Origin of the sequence: Streptomyces sp. NPDC090088 (assembly GCF_044747345.1) — a bacterium.
Lineage (GTDB): Bacteria > Actinomycetota > Actinomycetes > Streptomycetales > Streptomycetaceae > Streptomyces.
This window is the reverse complement of the sequence record NZ_JBIVDZ010000007.1, coordinates 406,556-422,484: the sequence shown is the minus strand read 5'-3', so window position 1 is coordinate 422,484 and position 15,929 is coordinate 406,556. Positions and strand designations below refer to the sequence as shown.

The 15,929-nt window shown below is 69.8% G+C and carries 15 protein-coding genes; 9 read left to right on the top strand and 6 right to left on the bottom strand.

Features of this window, described 5'->3' with window-relative positions; genetic code table 11:
• Positions 1-101 precede the first annotated feature (101 nt).
• From ACIPSJ_RS32900 to ACIPSJ_RS32890, 3 genes are all read left to right on the top strand, one after another.
• On the top strand, positions 102-1,268 hold the full coding sequence (locus tag ACIPSJ_RS32900; RefSeq protein WP_359218929.1) for a phytanoyl-CoA dioxygenase family protein: 1,167 nt from the start codon (positions 102-104) through the stop codon (positions 1,266-1,268).
• Between the two features lie 15 nt (positions 1,269-1,283).
• Complete coding sequence (locus tag ACIPSJ_RS32895; RefSeq protein ID WP_401351328.1) at positions 1,284-2,060, top strand: SDR family oxidoreductase; 777 nt, start codon at positions 1,284-1,286, stop codon at positions 2,058-2,060.
• A gap of 131 nt (positions 2,061-2,191) precedes the next feature.
• On the top strand, positions 2,192-3,196 hold the full coding sequence (locus ACIPSJ_RS32890) for a Gfo/Idh/MocA family oxidoreductase (RefSeq protein ID WP_401351326.1): 1,005 nt from the start codon (positions 2,192-2,194) through the stop codon (positions 3,194-3,196).
• A 76-nt stretch (positions 3,197-3,272) separates the two neighbouring features.
• Here ACIPSJ_RS32890 and ACIPSJ_RS32885 read toward each other — a convergent pair whose 3' ends face one another.
• Positions 3,273-3,836 carry a TetR/AcrR family transcriptional regulator gene (locus tag ACIPSJ_RS32885; protein ID WP_359218935.1) on the bottom strand — a complete coding sequence of 188 codons (564 nt, stop codon included), beginning with the start codon at positions 3,834-3,836 and terminating at the stop codon, positions 3,273-3,275.
• Between the two features lie 128 nt (positions 3,837-3,964).
• On the opposite strand from ACIPSJ_RS32885, the gene ACIPSJ_RS32880 reads away from it, so the two are divergent.
• Complete coding sequence (locus ACIPSJ_RS32880; RefSeq protein WP_401351324.1) at positions 3,965-4,996, top strand: NAD-dependent epimerase/dehydratase family protein; 1,032 nt, start codon at positions 3,965-3,967, stop codon at positions 4,994-4,996.
• Positions 4,997-5,241: 245 nt separating this feature from the next.
• On the opposite strand, the gene ACIPSJ_RS32875 is transcribed toward ACIPSJ_RS32880, so the two are convergent.
• The 5 genes from ACIPSJ_RS32875 to ACIPSJ_RS32855 form a co-directional block, all read right to left on the bottom strand.
• Positions 5,242-5,412 (bottom strand): hypothetical protein, encoded by a 171-nt coding sequence (locus tag ACIPSJ_RS32875; RefSeq protein ID WP_355727338.1) that lies wholly within the window; start codon positions 5,410-5,412, stop codon positions 5,242-5,244.
• Positions 5,413-5,541: 129 nt separating this feature from the next.
• Complete coding sequence (locus tag ACIPSJ_RS32870) at positions 5,542-6,444, bottom strand: sugar phosphate isomerase/epimerase (protein ID WP_359218939.1); 903 nt, start codon at positions 6,442-6,444, stop codon at positions 5,542-5,544.
• Position 6,445: 1 nt separating this feature from the next.
• Positions 6,446-7,357, bottom strand: a complete 912-nt coding sequence (locus ACIPSJ_RS32865) for an ATP-binding cassette domain-containing protein (protein ID WP_393534134.1) — start codon at positions 7,355-7,357, stop codon at positions 6,446-6,448.
• Between the two features lie 4 nt (positions 7,358-7,361).
• Positions 7,362-8,432, bottom strand: coding sequence for an ABC transporter permease (locus ACIPSJ_RS32860; RefSeq protein WP_401351322.1), 1,071 nt, complete (start codon positions 8,430-8,432; stop codon positions 7,362-7,364).
• 5 nt (positions 8,433-8,437) lie between these two features.
• Positions 8,438-9,457, bottom strand: a complete 1,020-nt coding sequence (locus ACIPSJ_RS32855) for a sugar ABC transporter substrate-binding protein (protein WP_359218943.1) — start codon at positions 9,455-9,457, stop codon at positions 8,438-8,440.
• A 248-nt stretch (positions 9,458-9,705) separates the two neighbouring features.
• On the opposite strand from ACIPSJ_RS32855, the gene iolD reads away from it, so the two are divergent.
• The 5 genes from iolD to ACIPSJ_RS32830 all read left to right on the top strand — a co-directional run bounded on the left by iolD (position 9,706) and on the right by ACIPSJ_RS32830 (position 15,907).
• Positions 9,706-11,577 (top strand): 3D-(3,5/4)-trihydroxycyclohexane-1,2-dione acylhydrolase (decyclizing), encoded by a 1,872-nt coding sequence (gene iolD / locus ACIPSJ_RS32850; protein WP_401351320.1) that lies wholly within the window; start codon positions 9,706-9,708, stop codon positions 11,575-11,577.
• 33 nt (positions 11,578-11,610) lie between these two features.
• Positions 11,611-12,396, top strand: coding sequence for a GntR family transcriptional regulator (locus ACIPSJ_RS32845; protein ID WP_355727329.1), 786 nt, complete (start codon positions 11,611-11,613; stop codon positions 12,394-12,396).
• Between the two features lie 320 nt (positions 12,397-12,716).
• On the top strand, positions 12,717-14,030 hold the full coding sequence (locus ACIPSJ_RS32840) for a carbohydrate ABC transporter substrate-binding protein (RefSeq protein ID WP_359218948.1): 1,314 nt from the start codon (positions 12,717-12,719) through the stop codon (positions 14,028-14,030).
• 9 nt (positions 14,031-14,039) lie between these two features.
• A complete protein-coding gene (locus ACIPSJ_RS32835; RefSeq protein WP_359218950.1) occupies positions 14,040-15,020 on the top strand; it encodes a sugar ABC transporter permease in 981 nt (326 codons plus the stop codon).
• Positions 15,017-15,907 (top strand): carbohydrate ABC transporter permease, encoded by an 891-nt coding sequence (locus tag ACIPSJ_RS32830; RefSeq protein ID WP_359218952.1) that lies wholly within the window; start codon positions 15,017-15,019, stop codon positions 15,905-15,907. The genes ACIPSJ_RS32835 and ACIPSJ_RS32830 overlap by 4 nt, the downstream gene beginning before the upstream one ends.
• Positions 15,908-15,929 lie beyond the last annotated feature (22 nt).

Sequence of the window (15,929 nt, the reverse complement as noted above, 5' to 3'; positions counted from 1 at the left end):
GAGGGGTTTGTGCTGACAAGAATGACAGAGCCCGGCCGCTCACGTGGCCGTGCCCCCTGGCCTTGACCGTGGCCGTGACCGTGACCGAAAGAAGGACACCGATGTCCCTCGCCGCCGAACAGGGCCGTGCGTGGCTCTCGCAGCAGGACTGCGACCTCGACACCTTCCGCGCACTGGTCGAGCGGACCACCGACCCGGCCGCCTACCCGCACGCCACGTCCGTCGAGGACAACGTCCTCGTCTACGACAGCGAGCGGCTGCGCACCGCCGAGGCGCCCCACACGGTGCGCACCGAACTCGTCCGTGCCCTCACCGACGGCCCCGGTGTCGTCGTCTTCAAGGGCGCGTTCCCGGACCCGAAGGTCGTCGACCGGGCCACCGCGGTGTTCGAGGCGCTGATCAAGGAGCAGAACGAGTCCGGCGCGGGAGCCGGCGACCACTTCGCGAAGCCGGGCGCCAACGAACGGGTCTGGAACGCCCTGGAGAAGGCCGCGCTCTACGACCCGGAGGCGTTCGCCGACTACTACGCCAACGACATCGTGGCCCTGGTCTCCCACGCCTGGCTGGGCCCCGGCTACCAGATCACCTCGCAGGTCAACGTCGTCAACCCGGGCGGCACGGCCCAGCTCCCGCACCGCGACTACCACCTCGGTTTCCTCTCCGACGAGACCGCGGCGGCCTACCCGGCGCATGTGCACCGCCTCTCCCCCGTGCTGACCCTGCAGGGCGCGGTCGCGCACAGCGACATGCCGGTGGAGTCGGGCCCGACGATGTACCTGCCGTACTCGCAGACCTACGAGCCGGGCTATCTCGCCTGGCGGCGGCCGGAGTTCCGGGACTACTTCAAGGCCCGGCACGTCCAGCTGCCCCTCGCCAAGGGGGACGCGGCCTTCTTCAACCCGGCGGTGTTCCACGGAGCCGGCACCAACCGGACCGTCGACGTGCGCCGGATGGCCAACCTGCTCCAGGTGTCCTCGGCCTTCGGGCGGGCGATGGAGAGCGTGGACCGGGAGGCCGTGGCCAACGCGGTCTACCCGGTGCTGCGCCGGCGCCGGTCGGAGGGCGCGGCCGAGGCATGGCTGGAGCACGTCATCGCCGCGAGCGCCGAGGGCTATCCGTTCCCGACCAACCTGGACAGCGACCCGCCGGTCGACGGCATGGCGCCGCCCTCCCAGGCGGACCTGGTGCGGCGGGCCCTGCGCGAGGGCTGGCAGACGCGGACACTGCGGGACGAGCTGCGGGCGGCCGCCGCCCGACGCGAGAGCTGAAGGGCCGGAACTTCCATGGGACTTCTCGACAACAAGATCGTCCTCGTCAACGGCGGGAGCCAGGGTGTCGGCGCGGCCATCGCGCGGGCCGCGGTCCGCGAGGGCGCGACCGTGGCCGTGACCGGCCGCCGCCCGGAGCCGGGCGAGGCGCTGGTGGCGGAGCTGACCGCGGCCGGCGGCACCGCGCTGTACGTCCGGGCCGACCTCTCCGACGCCGACCGGGCCAGGTCCTCGGTGGCCGAGGTGGTCGAGGCGTACGGCCGGATCGACTGCCTGGTCAACTCGGCGGGGCTCACCTCCCGGGGCACCCTGCTGGACACCACGCCCGAGCTGTTCGACGAGCACATCGCGATCAACCTCAAGGGGCCGTTCTTCGCGATGCAGGCGGCGGTCGCCGACATGGTCGCGCGCAAGGAGCCCGGCACGATCGTCAACATCATCACCTCGTCGGCGCACGGCGGGCAGCCGTTCCTCGCGCCGTACGTCGCCGCGAAGGCCGGGCTGATCGGCCTGACCCGCAACGCCGCGCACGCCCACCGGTGGGACCGGGTGCGGATCAACGGCCTGAACATCGGCTGGACGGCGACGGAGGGGGAGGACGCGACACAGCGGGCGTTCCACGGGGCCGAGGACGGCTGGCGGGAGCAGGCGGCCGCCAGGCTGCCGATGGGGAAGCTGGGGCAGCCGGACGAGATCGCGGACTTCGTGGTCTTTCTGCTGTCGGAGCGGTCGGGGGTGGTGACCGGGTCGGTGATCGACTGGGATCAGAACGTGTTGGGGGGTCTCGACTAAGGATTTGCCGCGGTTTGCTGTCAGTCGTCCGCGGCTGCTTCGTGGCTGGTCGCGCCCACGCGGCGGTAGCCGCATATGGACAGAGCCCCGCGCCCCTTCGGGGCACGTCAATCTCAAGGAGTCACACCCCCATGCGTATTGGAATTCTTGGTCTCGGGCGCATCGGTGCCTTCCATGCCGAGACCCTCTCCGGGCTCGAATCCGTCGAGTCGCTCGTCTTCACCGATCCGTTCGCGGACGCGGCCAAGGCCGCCGCCGAGAAGTTCGGGGCCGAGGTCGTGGACTCGCCGGAGGCGCTGCTGGCGGCCGGGGTGGACGGCATCGTGGTGGCCGCCGCGACCGACGCCCATCCCGCGCTGATCCTGGCCGGTGTCGAGGCGGGCATCCCGGTGTTCTGCGAGAAGCCCGTCGCCAAGCACATGAGTGACGGTGTCGAGGTGCTGAAGGCCGTCCAGGGCCGGGGCGTGCAGATCCAGATCGGCTACAACCGCCGCTTCGACGCGGGCTTCGTCGCCGCCCGGGCCGCCGTGCGGAGCGGTGAGCTCGGCAAGCTGCACACCGTGCGCTCCACGACCCTGGACCCGGCCCCGCCGCCGGCCGCGTACGTGGCCGTCTCCGGTGGCATCTTCCGGGACTGTTCCGTGCACGACTTCGACATCATCCGCTGGGTGACCGGCCGTGAGGTCACCGAGGTGTACGCGGTCGGCGGCAACCGGGGCGCCGACTACATCAAGGAGGCGGGCGACGCCGACACCACCGGCGCGATCCTCACCCTGGACGACGGCACCATCGCGGTGGTCTCCAACTCCCGGCACAATGCCCGGGGTTACGACGTCCGGATGGAGATCCACGGTTTCCAGGACTCGATCGCCGTCGGCCTGGAGGACAAGCTCCCGCTGCGCTCGGTCGAGCCGGGCGTGACCTTCCCCGCGGGCACCCCGCACGACTTCTTCATGGACCGCTTCACGGCCGCCTACCGCGCCGAGCTGACCGCGTTCACCGAGGTCGTCGCCGGTACTCGGCCCTCCCCCTGCACGGTCGAGGACGCCCTGGAAGCGGGCTGGATCGCCGAGGCCTGCACCCTGTCTCTGCGCGAGCACCGTCCGGTGACGATCGCGGAGGTGCGGGGAGCCTGACCCCGCGCACGGCGGCGGGGCGGGCCGCCGGGACCGAGCACGCGGTTCCGGCGGCCCGCCCCGTCGCCCTTTTCTGTCACACGGCCCGCAGTCCGTCCACGATCAGCCCGAGGATCCGCGCCGCCCGCGCCCCGGCGTCGCCGCGCGCCGGGTCGATCCGCCACAACACGCTGAGCTGGAGGAGGACGTCCTCCGGATCGATGCCGGGCTTGACGGTGCCGTCCGCCGCGCCCGCGTCGAGCAGCACGGAGATGGCGTGCACGAACGGCCCGTACATCGGGTCGTCGGCGCCGCCGCCGGTCGCCGCGTGGATGATCTCGGAGACGCCGAACTTGAGCCGGCCGTAGCGGGCGACCTCGTCGAACCAGCGGCGCAGGGCCTCCAGCGGCGGATGGGCCGCCAGCAGCTCCGGTGCCAGGTCGACGAGGTGCTGGAGGTCGTGCCGGTACAGCTCCATGATCAGCGCCTCCCGGGTCGGGAAGTGGCGGTAGAGCGTGCCGATGCCGACGCCGGCCTTGCGGGCGATGGCGGAGAGCGAGGCCGTGGCGGAGACGGCGAGTTCCGCGCGGGCGACGGAGAGGATCCGGTCCCGGTTGTCGCGGGCGTCCTTCCGGACCGGCTTCGAGGGCTGCGGGTTCACGGTGTCAGGTGTCCGTCCGAAGTGGATTGCTATGCGGAGACCCCTCCGGTACGTTGGAGGACGTAGCGGAGGGGTCTCCGTTTCATTGCCGATTCTGGCACATCCCTGAGCATCCGCGGAGGTCCGTCATGCCCGAACTCGTTCTGGTGACCGGTGGCACCGGGTACATCGCCGGCTGGTGCGTCGCCGAACTGCTGAACCGCGGTTACGACGTCCGGACGACCGTGCGGGCCCCGGGCCGTGAGCGGGCGGTCGTCGACGCCGTCTCGACCGTCGTCGACCCGGCCGGGCGGCTGGGTTTCGCCGTCGCCGACCTCACCGCCGACGACGGCTGGGACGAGGCCGTGAAGGGCGTCGACCGGGTGCTCCACGTGGCCTCGCCGCTCGGCGTGACCGCGGGCTCGTCCGACCTGGTCACCCCGGCCCGGGACGGCACCCTGCGTGTGCTGCGCGCGGCCACCGCGGCGGGGGTGCGGCGGGTGGTGATGACGTCGGCCGCGAACGCCGCGAGCCCGTCGTCGTACGCCTCGGAGGGCGTCACCGACGAGACGCTGTGGACCGATCCGGAGGATCCGACGCTGATCCCCTACCGGCGGTCCAAGACCCTGGCCGAACTGGCGGCCTGGGAGTTCATGCGCGGGTACGACGGGCCGACCGAGCTGGCCACCGTGCTGCCGGGGGCCGTGTTCGGGCCGGTGCTGGCGGCGGAGACCGCCGGTTCCGTCGGGATCGTCGCCCGGATGCTCTCCGGGGCGATGCCCGGGGTGCCGCGGATCGGGCTGGAGGTGGTGGACGTCCGGGACCTGGCCGACATCCACCTCAGGGCGATGACCGCACCGGCCGCCGCGGGCGAACGCTTCCTCGCCACCGGTGAGTTCGTGTGGATGGCCGACATGGCGCGGGTGCTGCGGGAGGGGCTCGGCGAGCGCGGCCGGCAGGTGTCCACCCGCCGGCTGCCCGACTTCGCGGTACGGCTCGCGGCCCGCTTCCGGGACCCCGCGCTGCGGGAGATCACCCCGGCCCTGGGCCGCCGCAACCGCCACAGCACCGAGAAGGCCGCCCGCCTCCTCGACTGGCAGCCCCGCCCGGCCCGGGAGACCGTCCTGGCCTGCGCCGAGAGCCTCCTCGCCCACGGCACGGTCGAACTCCCGGCGGCCTAGCGGGCACGGCGAACAGGAAACCGGTCCGGAGCCGCCACGAACCGCGAACCCGGACCCCGACACCCGGGAACCCGCTGCCGACCGCGCCCCGGCAGACACAGGCCGTCGCCGACCACGACCCGATCCGGACCCACGCGCTCCGAGGCCCGGCCGGTCGCAGACCGCCGCCGATCATGAACCCGTCCGGATCCCGACACCCGGCGAACCGCCGCCGACCGCGAGCCCCGGTTCCGGCCCCGAGCCCCTCAGAGGCCGTAGCGGACCGCGAACTCGTCCGGGTCGTAGGTGTCCCGGTCCGGGTCGTGCTGGACGGCCGGCCTGGTCTCGATCATCTCCTCGGGGCGGATCCGCTCCGGCAGCGCGCCGAAGCGCTCCTTGCGGAGCACCGCGTCGGTCGAGGTCTCCTCGTGGGTCATGCTGGCCTCCCCGTGGTCACGGACGTAACCCGTCATCTTGCGAACGCGCGCGCCCCGGCGGGTGTTCCCGAACCCGCCGGGGCGCGCGGGGCCGTGCGGATCGCTCCGTCCGGCCCGGGGATGCGGCCTTCAGGCGCCGCAGGACCGCAGGAACTTGCGGGTGCGCACCGCGATGGGCAGCGGCCGGTCCGGCTCGCAGGGGTACATGTCCTGCTCGACGATGGCGAACAGGTCCACGCCCAGCCGCTGCGCCGCCGTCAGCACCGGCCCCAGCTCCGGTACACCGGCCGGCGGTTCGCACATCACGCCCTGGGCCACGGCGGGCCCGAACGGGGTCCCCTTGGCCTGGACGTCGGCCAGGATCGCCGGGTCCACCTGCTTGAGGTGGAGGTAGCCGATCCGCTCGCCGTAGGTCTCGATCAGCTTGACGCTGTCGCCGCCGCAGTAGGCGTAGTGACCGGTGTCCAGGCAGAGGTTGACCAGGTCGGCGTCGGTCGAGTCGAGGAAGCGCTCGACGTGTGCCTCGGTGTCGATGTGGGTGTCGGCGTGCGGGTGGACGACGATGTCCAGGCCGTACGTCTCCTTCACCTCGTGGCCGAGCCGTTCCATGCCCTTGGTGAGGTGGGCCCACTGCTCGCCGGTCAGCTCCTGCGGCTCCAGGATCTCGGCGGTCTTGTCGTCCCGCCAGAAGGAGGGGATGACCACCAGGTGCTCGGCGCCCATCGCCTGGGTGAGCGCGGCGACCTGGCTGACGTGCTCCCAGGTGGACTCCCAGACGGCGGGACCCCGGTGCATGCCGGTGAAGACGGTGCCGGCGGAGACCTTGAGGTCGCGCTTGGCGATCTCGTCGGTCAGGCGGGCGGGGTCGGTGGGGAGGTAGCCGTAGGGGCCGAGTTCGATCCAGGAGTAGCCGGCCTCGGCGACCTCGTCGAGGAAGCGTTCCCAGGGGACCTGCTGGGGGTCGTCCGGGAACCAGACGCCCCAGGAGTCGGGGGCGGAGCCGACCCGGATGCGGTCGAGCGGGGTGGCCATGTCAGGACTTTCCTTCCGGACCGGTCGCCACGGGTGCGGTGAGGTCCTCCTCTTCGGGGAGCTCCTCGGTGTCGACGCCGCGGACCTGGGACAGCTCGTGCTTGAGGGCCGCGAGCTCGGCACCGCCCGCCATGTGGTTGGTGAGCTCCTCCAGGGTGATCTCGCTGCGTTCGGCGCTCAGTTCGAGGGTGCCGAGGCGCAGGACGCTGAAGTGGTCGCCGACCATGTAGGCGTGGTGCGGGTTGTGGGTGATGAAGATGACGCCGAGGCCGCGTTCGCGGGCGGCGGCGATGTACTTCAGGACCACACCGGACTGCTTGACGCCGAGGGCGGCGGTGGGCTCGTCGAGGATGAGGACGCGGGCGCCGAAGTAGACGGCGCGGGCGATGGCCACGCACTGGCGCTGGCCTCCGGAGAGGGTGCCGATGGGCTGCTCCAGGTCGTCCAGGACGATGCCCATGTTGCGCAGCTCGCGGTCGGCGGTCTCCTTCATCTTCGCGATGTCGAGACGGCGGACCGGCCAGGGCCCCTTGGTCATCTCGGAGCCGAGGAAGAAGTTCCGCCACACCGGCATCAGGGGCACGGTGGCGAGGTCCTGGTAGACGGTGGCGATGCCCTTGTCGAGGGCCTCGCGCGGGGTGGAGAAGCGGACCGGCTCGCCGTCGACGAGGAAGTCGCCCTCGGTGTGCTGGTGCAGCCCCGAGATGATCTTGATCAGGGTGGACTTGCCGGCGCCGTTGTCGCCGAGCACGCAGGTCACCTGGTTCGGGAAGACCTTGAGGTCGACGCCGTGCAGGGCGCGGATGTTGCCGTACGACTTGCCCGTGCCGCGCAGTTCGACGATCGGGCCGTCCTTGGCGGGCGCCGTGTCCTGGAGGGTGGCACCGTGTGTTCCGTTCGTGTTGTCCGTCATCGGGTCACCTCCTGGTCGCAGTGCGCTGGACCCACAGATTGATCATGACGGCGCCGAGCAGCATGACGCCGAGGAAGGCCTTGAACCAGTCGGGGTTCCAGCCCGCGTAGACGATGCCCTGCTGCACCATGCCGAACATGAAGGCGCCGAAGACCGGGCCGATCGCCGAGCCGGCGCCACCGGTCAGGAGGCAGCCGCCGATGACGGCCGCGGAGATGTAGATCAGCTCCTGGCCGACGCCCTCGCCGGACTGCACGGTGTTGAAGGAGAACAGCTGGTGCATGCCGACGAACCAGGCGCCGAAGCCGACCAGCATGAACAGCGAGATCTTGGTGAAGTTCACCGGGACGCCGACCGCGCGGGCGCTCTCCTTGTTGCCGCCGACGGCGAAGATCCAGTTGCCGTACTTGGTGCGCAGCAGCACCCAGGTGGCGATGGCCGCGAAGACCAGCCACCAGATGATGGTGATCTTCACCTGGACGCCGCCGATGTCGAAGGACGACGCGAAGACCGCCTTGACCTGGCCGAAGCCGTCCATGTTGCTGATGTCGTCGGTGGCGACGTTGCCGGTGACCAGCTTGGTGACGGCGAGGTTCACACCCTGCAGGATCAGGAAGCTGCCCAGGGTGATCAGGAAGCTGGGCAGTCCGGTGCGGACCACCAGCCAGCCGTTGAGGAAGCCGATGGCGAGCGAGACGACGAGCGCGGCGATCACGCCCACCCAGACGTTCATGGACAGCTGGTAGGCCAGCATGCTCGCGGTGAGCGCCGAGGTGACCACGGCGACACCGGCCGAGAGGTCGAACTCGCCGCCGATCATCAGCAGCGCGACCGGGATGGCCATGATGCCGATGGTGGACGACTGGTACAGGATGTTCGCCATCGAGCTGGCCTCGCGCACCGGCGGTGCGGTGACCAGGAAGAAGACGTAGACCGCCACGGCGCCGAGGAAGACGCCGACCTCCGGGCGGGCCAGGAGCCGCAGCGCCAGGGGCCGTTGCGCGGTCCGGCCGTCCTTCTCCTTGGGGCCGGGGGCCGGCGGTGTGGCCACCGCCGGCCGTGCCTGCTGACTCATACCGATCACCGAGTGCCCTTCGCGGCGAACTCGGCGACCTTGTCGACGTTGGCCTTGTCGACGAACGCCGGACCGGTCAGCACCGGCTGCTCACCGCCGCCCATGTAGTTGCCGTTGTTCTTGTAGAGCCACAGCGAGTCGACCGCCAGGTAGCCCTGGAGGTACGGCTGCTGGTCGACGGCGAACTCGATGGTGCCCTTGCTGATGGCGCCGGTCAGGTCCTTGTTGAGGTCGAAGGTTGCGATCTTCGCCTTGCTGCCCGCGTCGGACACCGACTGCACGGCGATCAGCGCGATGGGGGCGCCGAGCGTGACCACGTGGTCGATGGCGGTGTCCTGCTTCAGCTTGGCGGTGATCGTGGACTTGACCGAGGTCGGGGAGGTGCCGTCGACGTACAGGGTCTCCGTGGTGCCGGAGAACGTCTTCTTCACGCCGTCGCAGCGCTGGGTGAGGCCGACGTTGCCCTGTTCCTGGATGACACAGACGGCCTTCTTCGCGCCCTCCGTGTTCAGCCGGTTGCCGAGCGCCTCGCCGGCCACCGTCTCGTCCTGGCCGAAGAACTCCATGAGCCCGAGCTTCTTCCAGTCGCTCACACCGGAGTTGAGACCGACGACGGGGATGCTCGCCGAGGTCGCCTTGGCGATGACGTCCTTCATGGCGTCGGGCTTGGCGAGGGTGACCGCGATCCCGTCGACCTTCTGGTCGATCGCGTTCTGCACCAGGTTGGCCTGGTTGCCGGCGTTCGGGTCGGCCGAGTAGATCAGCTTGATGTTGTCTTTGGCGGCCGCCGCCTCGGCACCCTTGCGGACGATGTCCCAGAAGGTGTCACCCGGCGACTGGTGCGTGACCAGCGCGACGGTCATGCGGGGGGTGGAGGCCTTGCCCGCGTTGGCGGAGGCGCCGCCCTCCTCGGACTTCTTTCCTCCGGAGCTGCTGGAGCAGCCGGCGAGGGTCAGGGCTGCCGCCGCGGCCACGGCCACGATGGGGGCCAGTCTGCGCGAACGGGAATGGGATGAGCGGTCCATCTCTCCTGCACCTCACTGTGCGACGGGGAAGGGCTGTGCGTTGGGACGGGATACAAGTCCCTGTGAGGCCCGCTGTCAATACTTTGTTAAGACATCATTTCACACTCAGGTCCGAATGTAAGTACAAACCATTGACAGCGCGACCTGCCCCGATCTACACCTGAGGGGGCCGTTCCGAAGGCGATCTACCCGCTCCTGCCGGGCGTACCCCTGCCCAGGTACGCCACCCCGTCCGAATGAGGTCCCCCATGAGCCAGCCGACCACCCGCCTGACCGTCGCCCAGGCGCTGGTGCGGTTCCTGTCCGCCCAGTACACCGAGCGCGACGGTGTCCGGCACCGGCTCATCGCCGGCACCTGGGGAATCTTCGGCCACGGCAATGTGGCCGGAATCGGCCAGGCGCTCCTGGAGTACGGCGACGTGATGCCGTACCACCAGGGCCGCAACGAGCAGGCGATGGTGCACGCGGCGGTCGGCCACGCCCGCCAGCTGGACCGGCTCTCCGCGCAGGCGGTGACCACCTCCATCGGCCCGGGCGCCACCAACCTGGTGACCGGCGCGGCCCTCGCGACCATCAACCGGCTGCCGGTGCTGCTGCTGCCCGGCGACTACTTCGCGAGCCACGCCCCCGACCCGCTGCTGCAGCAGCTGGAGCACCCGACCGAGTTCGACGTCTCGGTGAACGACACCCTGCGCCCGGTCTCCCGCTACTTCGACCGGATCACCCGCCCCGAGGCGCTGATCCCGTCCGCGCTCAACGCCATGCGGGTCCTCGCCGACCCGGCCGAGACCGGCGCGGTCACCCTCGCCCTCCCCCAGGACGTCCAGGCGGAGGCGTACGACTGGCCCGAGGAGTTCTTCGCCGAGCGCGTCTGGCGGGTCCGGCGGCCCGCCCCCGACGCGGTCGAGCTGGCGGACGCGGTGGCCGCCGTACGGGCCGCCCGGCGGCCGTTGCTCGTGGCGGGCGGCGGAGTCCACCACAGCCGCGCGGAGGACGCCCTGAAGGCGCTCGTGGAGGCCACCGGCATCCCCGTGGCCTCGACGCAGGCAGGCAAGGGCTCGCTGCGCCACGACCACCCGGCCGACCTTGGCGGGATCGGACACACCGGGACCGCCGTCGCCGACGACCTGGCCCGCACCGCCGACCTGGTCATCGGCGCCGGTACCCGGTACACGGACTTCACCACGGCCTCCGGCACCCTCTTCCAGAACCCCGGCGTCCGTTTCCTCAACCTGAACATCACCGGCTTCGACGCCCACAAGCAGTCCGCCCTCCCGCTGGTCTGCGACGCGCGCACCGGCCTCACGGCGCTCACCGGGGCCCTGGCCGGGCACCGCGTCGACGCGGCCTACGAGGACGAGTACCGGGCCGGCAAGGAGCGCTGGGAGGCCGTCGTCGAGGCCGCCTACCGCGCGGACGACGAGGACGCCGTGCCGACCCAGACGCAGGTGCTCGGCGCGCTGGACGCGGTCGTCGGCGATGACGACGTTGTCATCAACGCGGCCGGCTCGCTCCCGGGCGACCTGCACAAGCTGTGGCGGGCCCGCTCGCCGCGCCAGTACCACCTGGAGTACGGCTACTCCTGCATGGGCTACGAGATCCCGGCCGGCATCGGCGTCCAGCAGGCGGCCCCGGACACCGTCGTCTGGTCGCTGGTCGGTGACGGCACCTATCTGATGATGCCGACCGAGATCGTCACCGCCGTCCAGGAGGGCCTGCCCGTCAACCTGGTCCTGATCCAGAACCACGGGTACGCCTCGATCGGCGGCCTCTCCGAGTCGGTCGGCGGCGAGCGGTTCGGCACCGCCTACCGCTTCCGCGCCGCCGACGGCACCTTCTCCGGCGCGCCGCTGCCGGTCGACCTGGCCGCCAACGCGGCCAGCCTCGGCATGGAGGTGCTGCGCGCCAAGACCGTGCGGGAGCTGCGCGAGGCCCTCGCGGCGGCCCGCGCGAGCGACCGGCCGACCTGTGTGTACGTCGAGACGGACCCGACGCCGACCGCTCCCGGCGCGGAGGCCTGGTGGGACGTGCCGGTCGCCGAGACCGCCTCCCGGGAGGCCGCCGTGCACGCCCGCGCGGACTACGACCGCCAGGTCGCCGGCCGCCGCCGCCAGCTGTGAACCCCGACCCGCGCTCTGGAAGGAGGTGTCCCGGTGGCCCGAACCGGTGATTCCGCCCGCGCCGCGACCGCCTCGGCGCTCGACACCCTGGACTTCGCCCTGGACCGCGGCAGTCCGGTACCGCTCTACTACCAGCTCGCCCAGCAGCTGGAGGAGGCCATCGAGCACGGAGTGCTCGCCCCGGGCAACCTCCTGGGCAACGAGATCGACCTGTCGGTGCGGCTCGGCCTGTCCCGGCCCACGGTCCGCCAGGCCATCCAGTCCCTCGTCGACAAGGGGCTGTTGGTGCGCCGCCGGGGCGTCGGCACCCAGGTGGTGCACAGCCAGGTCAAGCGGCCGCTGGAGCTGAGCAGTCTCTACGACGACCTGGAGTCGGCCGGGCAGGGCCCGACCACCCGGGTGCTGCGCAACGAGCGGATCCCGGCGACCGCCGAGGTGGCCGCCGCGCTCGGGATCGCCGAGGGCGCGGAGGTGGTCGTACTGGAGCGGCTGCGCTCCACGCACGGCCAGCCGGTGGCGTTCCTGTGCAACTACCTGCCCGCAGCCCTGCTCGAACTCGACACGGAGCGGCTGGAGTCGACGGGCCTGTACCGGATGATGCGCACGGCCGGCATCACCCTGCACAGCGCCCGGCAGACCGTGGGCGCCCGCAGCGCCACCGCCGAGGAGGCCGCCCGCCTCGACGAGAAGGAGGGCACCGCCCTGCTCACCATGCAGCGCACGGCCTACGACGACACCGGGCGGCCGGTGGAGTACGGCAGCCATGTCTACCGGGCGTCCCGGTACGCCTTCGACTTCCAGCTGCTCGTACGGCCGTAGAACGCCCCGTGCCGGGCCGGTTGCAGTGGGCTTAACCGCTGGTCCCGCCCCCCGAAACCAACATGCCCGCACACGAGCCCCCATGAAGTTTGTCCCATGGGGGCTCCGTCGTACCGCTTTGTTCAACAAACCGGCAGGCGACCATGTCGATTACGTTTCGGGCAAGAGACGGGCGAGAGAGACGCAGGCTATTGACGCATGAGCGGACAAGCGGCTGTTATTGCGCCCACGATGTTCGGCCGAGTTGGTTTCTGATCGGTTTCGGGACCTTTCGAAGATCAACTCTTCCCCTTGCCGAACCCTGTTACTCAGGAGCCGCCATGCGCATCTCCCCGTCCGGTCTTCACGTGCCGGGTCCGAGCCGCCGTAACGTCCTGCGCGGTGCCGGTTCGGCCGCCCTTCTCGCCGGCGCCGGCATACCCCTGCTGTCCGCCTGTGGTGGCAGCGGGTCCTCGTCCGACCCGAAGACCGTCAGCCTCGGCTCCAACTCCTCCGACGCGGTGCCGAAGAAGGCCTTCGCGGAGATCTACGCGGCCTTCACCAAGCAGTCGGGCATCAAGGTCGACGTCAACACGAAGGACCACAACACCTTCCAGGAGCAGATCAACTCCTACCTCCAGGGCACGCCGGACGACGTGTTCACCTGGTTCGCCGGCTACCGCATGCAGTTCTTCGCGGCCAAGAACCTGGCCTCGCCGATCGACGACGTCTGGGCGAAGATCGGGGACAACTTCCCCGACGCGATGAAGGCGCTCAGCAAGGGCGAGGACGGCAAGTACTACTTCGTCCCGCTGTACACGTACCCGTGGGCGATCTTCTACCGCAAGAGCGTCTTCCAGGCCAAGGGCTACGAGGTCCCCACCACCTGGGACGCGTTCGTCGCCCTGTGCAAGCAGATGAAGAAGGACGGTCTGGTCCCGATCGCGTTCGGCGACAAGGACGCCTGGCCGGCGATGGGCACCTTCGACCAGATCAACTTCCGCCTCAACGGCTACGACTTCCACAAGTCGCTGATGGCCGGCAAGGAGTCCTGGACCGACGCCAAGGTCAAGGCCGTCTTCGACCACTGGGCCGAGATCCTCCCCTACCACCAGGACGGCTTCATGGGCCGCACCTGGCAGGACGCCGCCCAGAGCCTGGTGTCCAAGAAGGCCGGCATGTACGTCCTCGGCTCCTTCGTGGCCCAGCAGTTCACCAACAAGGCCGACCTGGACGACCTCGACTTCTTCGCCTTCCCGGAGCTCAACTCCGCGTACGGCCAGGACACCGTCGAGGCCCCCACCGACGGCTTCATGGTCAGCAAGTCCCCGAAGAACCACGCCGGCGTCGTCAAGCTCATGGAGTACCTGGGCACCCCCGAGGCGGAGCAGATCTACCTCAAGGCCGACTCCAGTGTGGTGGCCGCCTCCAGCAAGGCCGACACCTCGTCGTACACCGCGCTGCAGAAGAAGGCGTACACGATGATCAGCGGCGCCAAGTCCCTGACCCAGTTCATGGACCGCGACTCCCGCCCGGACTTCACCTCGACGGTGATGCAGCCCGGACTGCAGAAGTTCCTGCAGAACCCGAAGGGCATCGACAGCCTGCTCTCGTCCATCGATCGCCAGAAGAAGACCATCTTCGCGTCCGAGTGAGCCTGCTGAATGTCCACTGACACCCCCACGAAGTCCCAGGAGGCGGCCGCCGTGCCGCCTCCTGGGCGCGCGTCCAAGAACAAGCGGGTCCAGCAGGGGCACAGGCGCCTGCTGACCCGCCGCGACCGGATCACGCTCGCCTTCATGGCGGGCGTGCCGACGGTCCTCCATGTACTCCTGGTCTGGGTGACCGCCCTGGCCTCGATCCTTCTGGCCTTCACCTCCTGGGACGGCATCGGCTTCGACTCCATCAAGTGGGTCGGGCTCGACAACTTCCATCAACTCTTCAGCGACAACCCGCAGTTCTGGCCGGCCGTCGAGCACAACGTCATCTGGTTCGTGGTGCTCATCCTGATCCCGACCCCGTTCGGGCTCTTCCTGGCCGTGCAGCTGGACAAGAAGATCCGGTTCAGCCGGGTCTACCAGACGGCCTTCTTCCTCCCCGTCGTCATCTCGCTGGCCTGCATCGGGTTCGTCTGGCAGCTGATCTACAACCCGGACACGGGCCTGATCAACAGCCTCATCGGCGCCAACAAGCCGGGCCACTACATCGACTGGATCGGTGACCCGAACCTCAACCTGTGGGCGGTCCTGGTCGCCGCGTCCTGGCGGCACACCGGCTACATGATGATCCTTTACCTGGCCGGCCTGAAGAGCGTCGACCCGTCGCTGCGGGAGGCCTCGGCCCTCGACGGCGCCAACGAGTGGCAGACGTTCAAGAACGTCATCTTCCCGACGCTGCGCCCGACCAACACCATCGTCCTGGTCGTGACCATCATCGAGGCACTGCGCGCCTTCGACCTGGTCTTCGTCTTCAACAAGGGCGCCCAGGGCACCGAGTTGCTCTCCATCCTGGTGACCAACAACATCATCGGCGAGTCCAGCCGCATCGGTTACGGCTCGGCGATCGCGGTGGTGCTGCTGTTCATCTCGCTGATCGTGATCATTCCCTATCTGATCGCGACCTTCCGGAAGGAGCGGCGCGCATGAGCACCGTGAGCAGCGCGCTGCCCAAGCAGCGCAATCCGATCCGCCCGGCCCGCGTGCTGCTGCACGTGTTCCTGGGCGGTACGGCGCTGGCCTGGCTCGCCCCCCTGCTGTGGGCGGTCTTCTCGGCCATGCGCCCGTACAGCGAGACCAGCAACCGCGGCTACGTGTCCTGGCCGCACACGCTGAACTTCGACAACTTCAAGAACGCGTTCGAGCAGTCGGACATGACCCACTACTTCATGAACACGCTGGTCATCGCGGTCCCGGCCGTGCTGCTCACGCTGTTCCTGTCGTCGATGGTCGCGTTCTACGTCGCCCGGTTCGACTTCCGGGTCAACCTGTTCCTGCTGCTGGTCTTCACGGCCGGCAACCTGCTGCCGCAGCAGGTCATCATCACCCCGCTGTACCGGATGTACCTGCTGACGAACCTGCCGGGCATCACCGCGAGCGGCAAGCTGTACGACTCGGCGCTCGGCCTGGTCCTGATCCACGTGGCGTTCCAGTCCGGGTTCTGCGCGTTCGTGCTGTCGAACTACATGCGTTCGCTGCCGCACGAGCTGACCGAGGCGGCCCTGGTGGACGGCGCGTCGGTGTGGCGGCTGTACTGGCAGATCACGCTGCCCCTGTGCCGGCCGGCGATGGCGGCCCTGGCGACCCTGTTGTCGATCTGGATCTACAACGACTTCTTCTGGGCGCTGGTGCTGATCTCGACCGGTGAGAACATGCCGATCACCTCGGCGCTGAACAACCTCTCCGGCCAGTACTTCACCGACCCGAACCTGGTCGCCGCCGGTTCCCTGCTGACCGCGATCCCGACGCTGATCGTGTACTTCGCGCTGCAGAAGCAGTTCGTCAGCGGTCTGACCCTGGGCTCCGCCAAGGGCTGATCCGGCCCCGTCCGAAAGAGAA

Excerpts from the sequence above, each read along its gene's own strand:
- ACIPSJ_RS32900 (WP_359218929.1), top strand. The coding sequence starts at position 102 with ATGTCCCTCGCCGCCGAACAGGGCCGTGCGTGGCTCTCGCAGCAGGAC.
- ACIPSJ_RS32895 (WP_401351328.1), top strand. The coding sequence starts at position 1,284 with ATGGGACTTCTCGACAACAAGATCGTCCTCGTCAACGGCGGGAGCCAG.
- ACIPSJ_RS32890 (WP_401351326.1), top strand. The coding sequence starts at position 2,192 with ATGCGTATTGGAATTCTTGGTCTCGGGCGCATCGGTGCCTTCCATGCC.
- ACIPSJ_RS32880 (WP_401351324.1), top strand. The coding sequence starts at position 3,965 with ATGCCCGAACTCGTTCTGGTGACCGGTGGCACCGGGTACATCGCCGGC.
- ACIPSJ_RS32875 (WP_355727338.1), bottom strand. The coding sequence starts at position 5,412 with ATGACCCACGAGGAGACCTCGACCGACGCGGTGCTCCGCAAGGAGCGC.
- ACIPSJ_RS32870 (WP_359218939.1), bottom strand. The coding sequence starts at position 6,444 with ATGGCCACCCCGCTCGACCGCATCCGGGTCGGCTCCGCCCCCGACTCC.
- ACIPSJ_RS32865 (WP_393534134.1), bottom strand. The coding sequence starts at position 7,357 with ATGACGGACAACACGAACGGAACACACGGTGCCACCCTCCAGGACACG.
- ACIPSJ_RS32860 (WP_401351322.1), bottom strand. The coding sequence starts at position 8,432 with ATGAGTCAGCAGGCACGGCCGGCGGTGGCCACACCGCCGGCCCCCGGC.
- ACIPSJ_RS32855 (WP_359218943.1), bottom strand. The coding sequence starts at position 9,457 with ATGGACCGCTCATCCCATTCCCGTTCGCGCAGACTGGCCCCCATCGTG.
- iolD (WP_401351320.1), top strand. The coding sequence starts at position 9,706 with ATGAGCCAGCCGACCACCCGCCTGACCGTCGCCCAGGCGCTGGTGCGG.
- ACIPSJ_RS32840 (WP_359218948.1), top strand. The coding sequence starts at position 12,717 with ATGCGCATCTCCCCGTCCGGTCTTCACGTGCCGGGTCCGAGCCGCCGT.
- ACIPSJ_RS32835 (WP_359218950.1), top strand. The coding sequence starts at position 14,040 with ATGTCCACTGACACCCCCACGAAGTCCCAGGAGGCGGCCGCCGTGCCG.
- ACIPSJ_RS32830 (WP_359218952.1), top strand. The coding sequence starts at position 15,017 with ATGAGCACCGTGAGCAGCGCGCTGCCCAAGCAGCGCAATCCGATCCGC.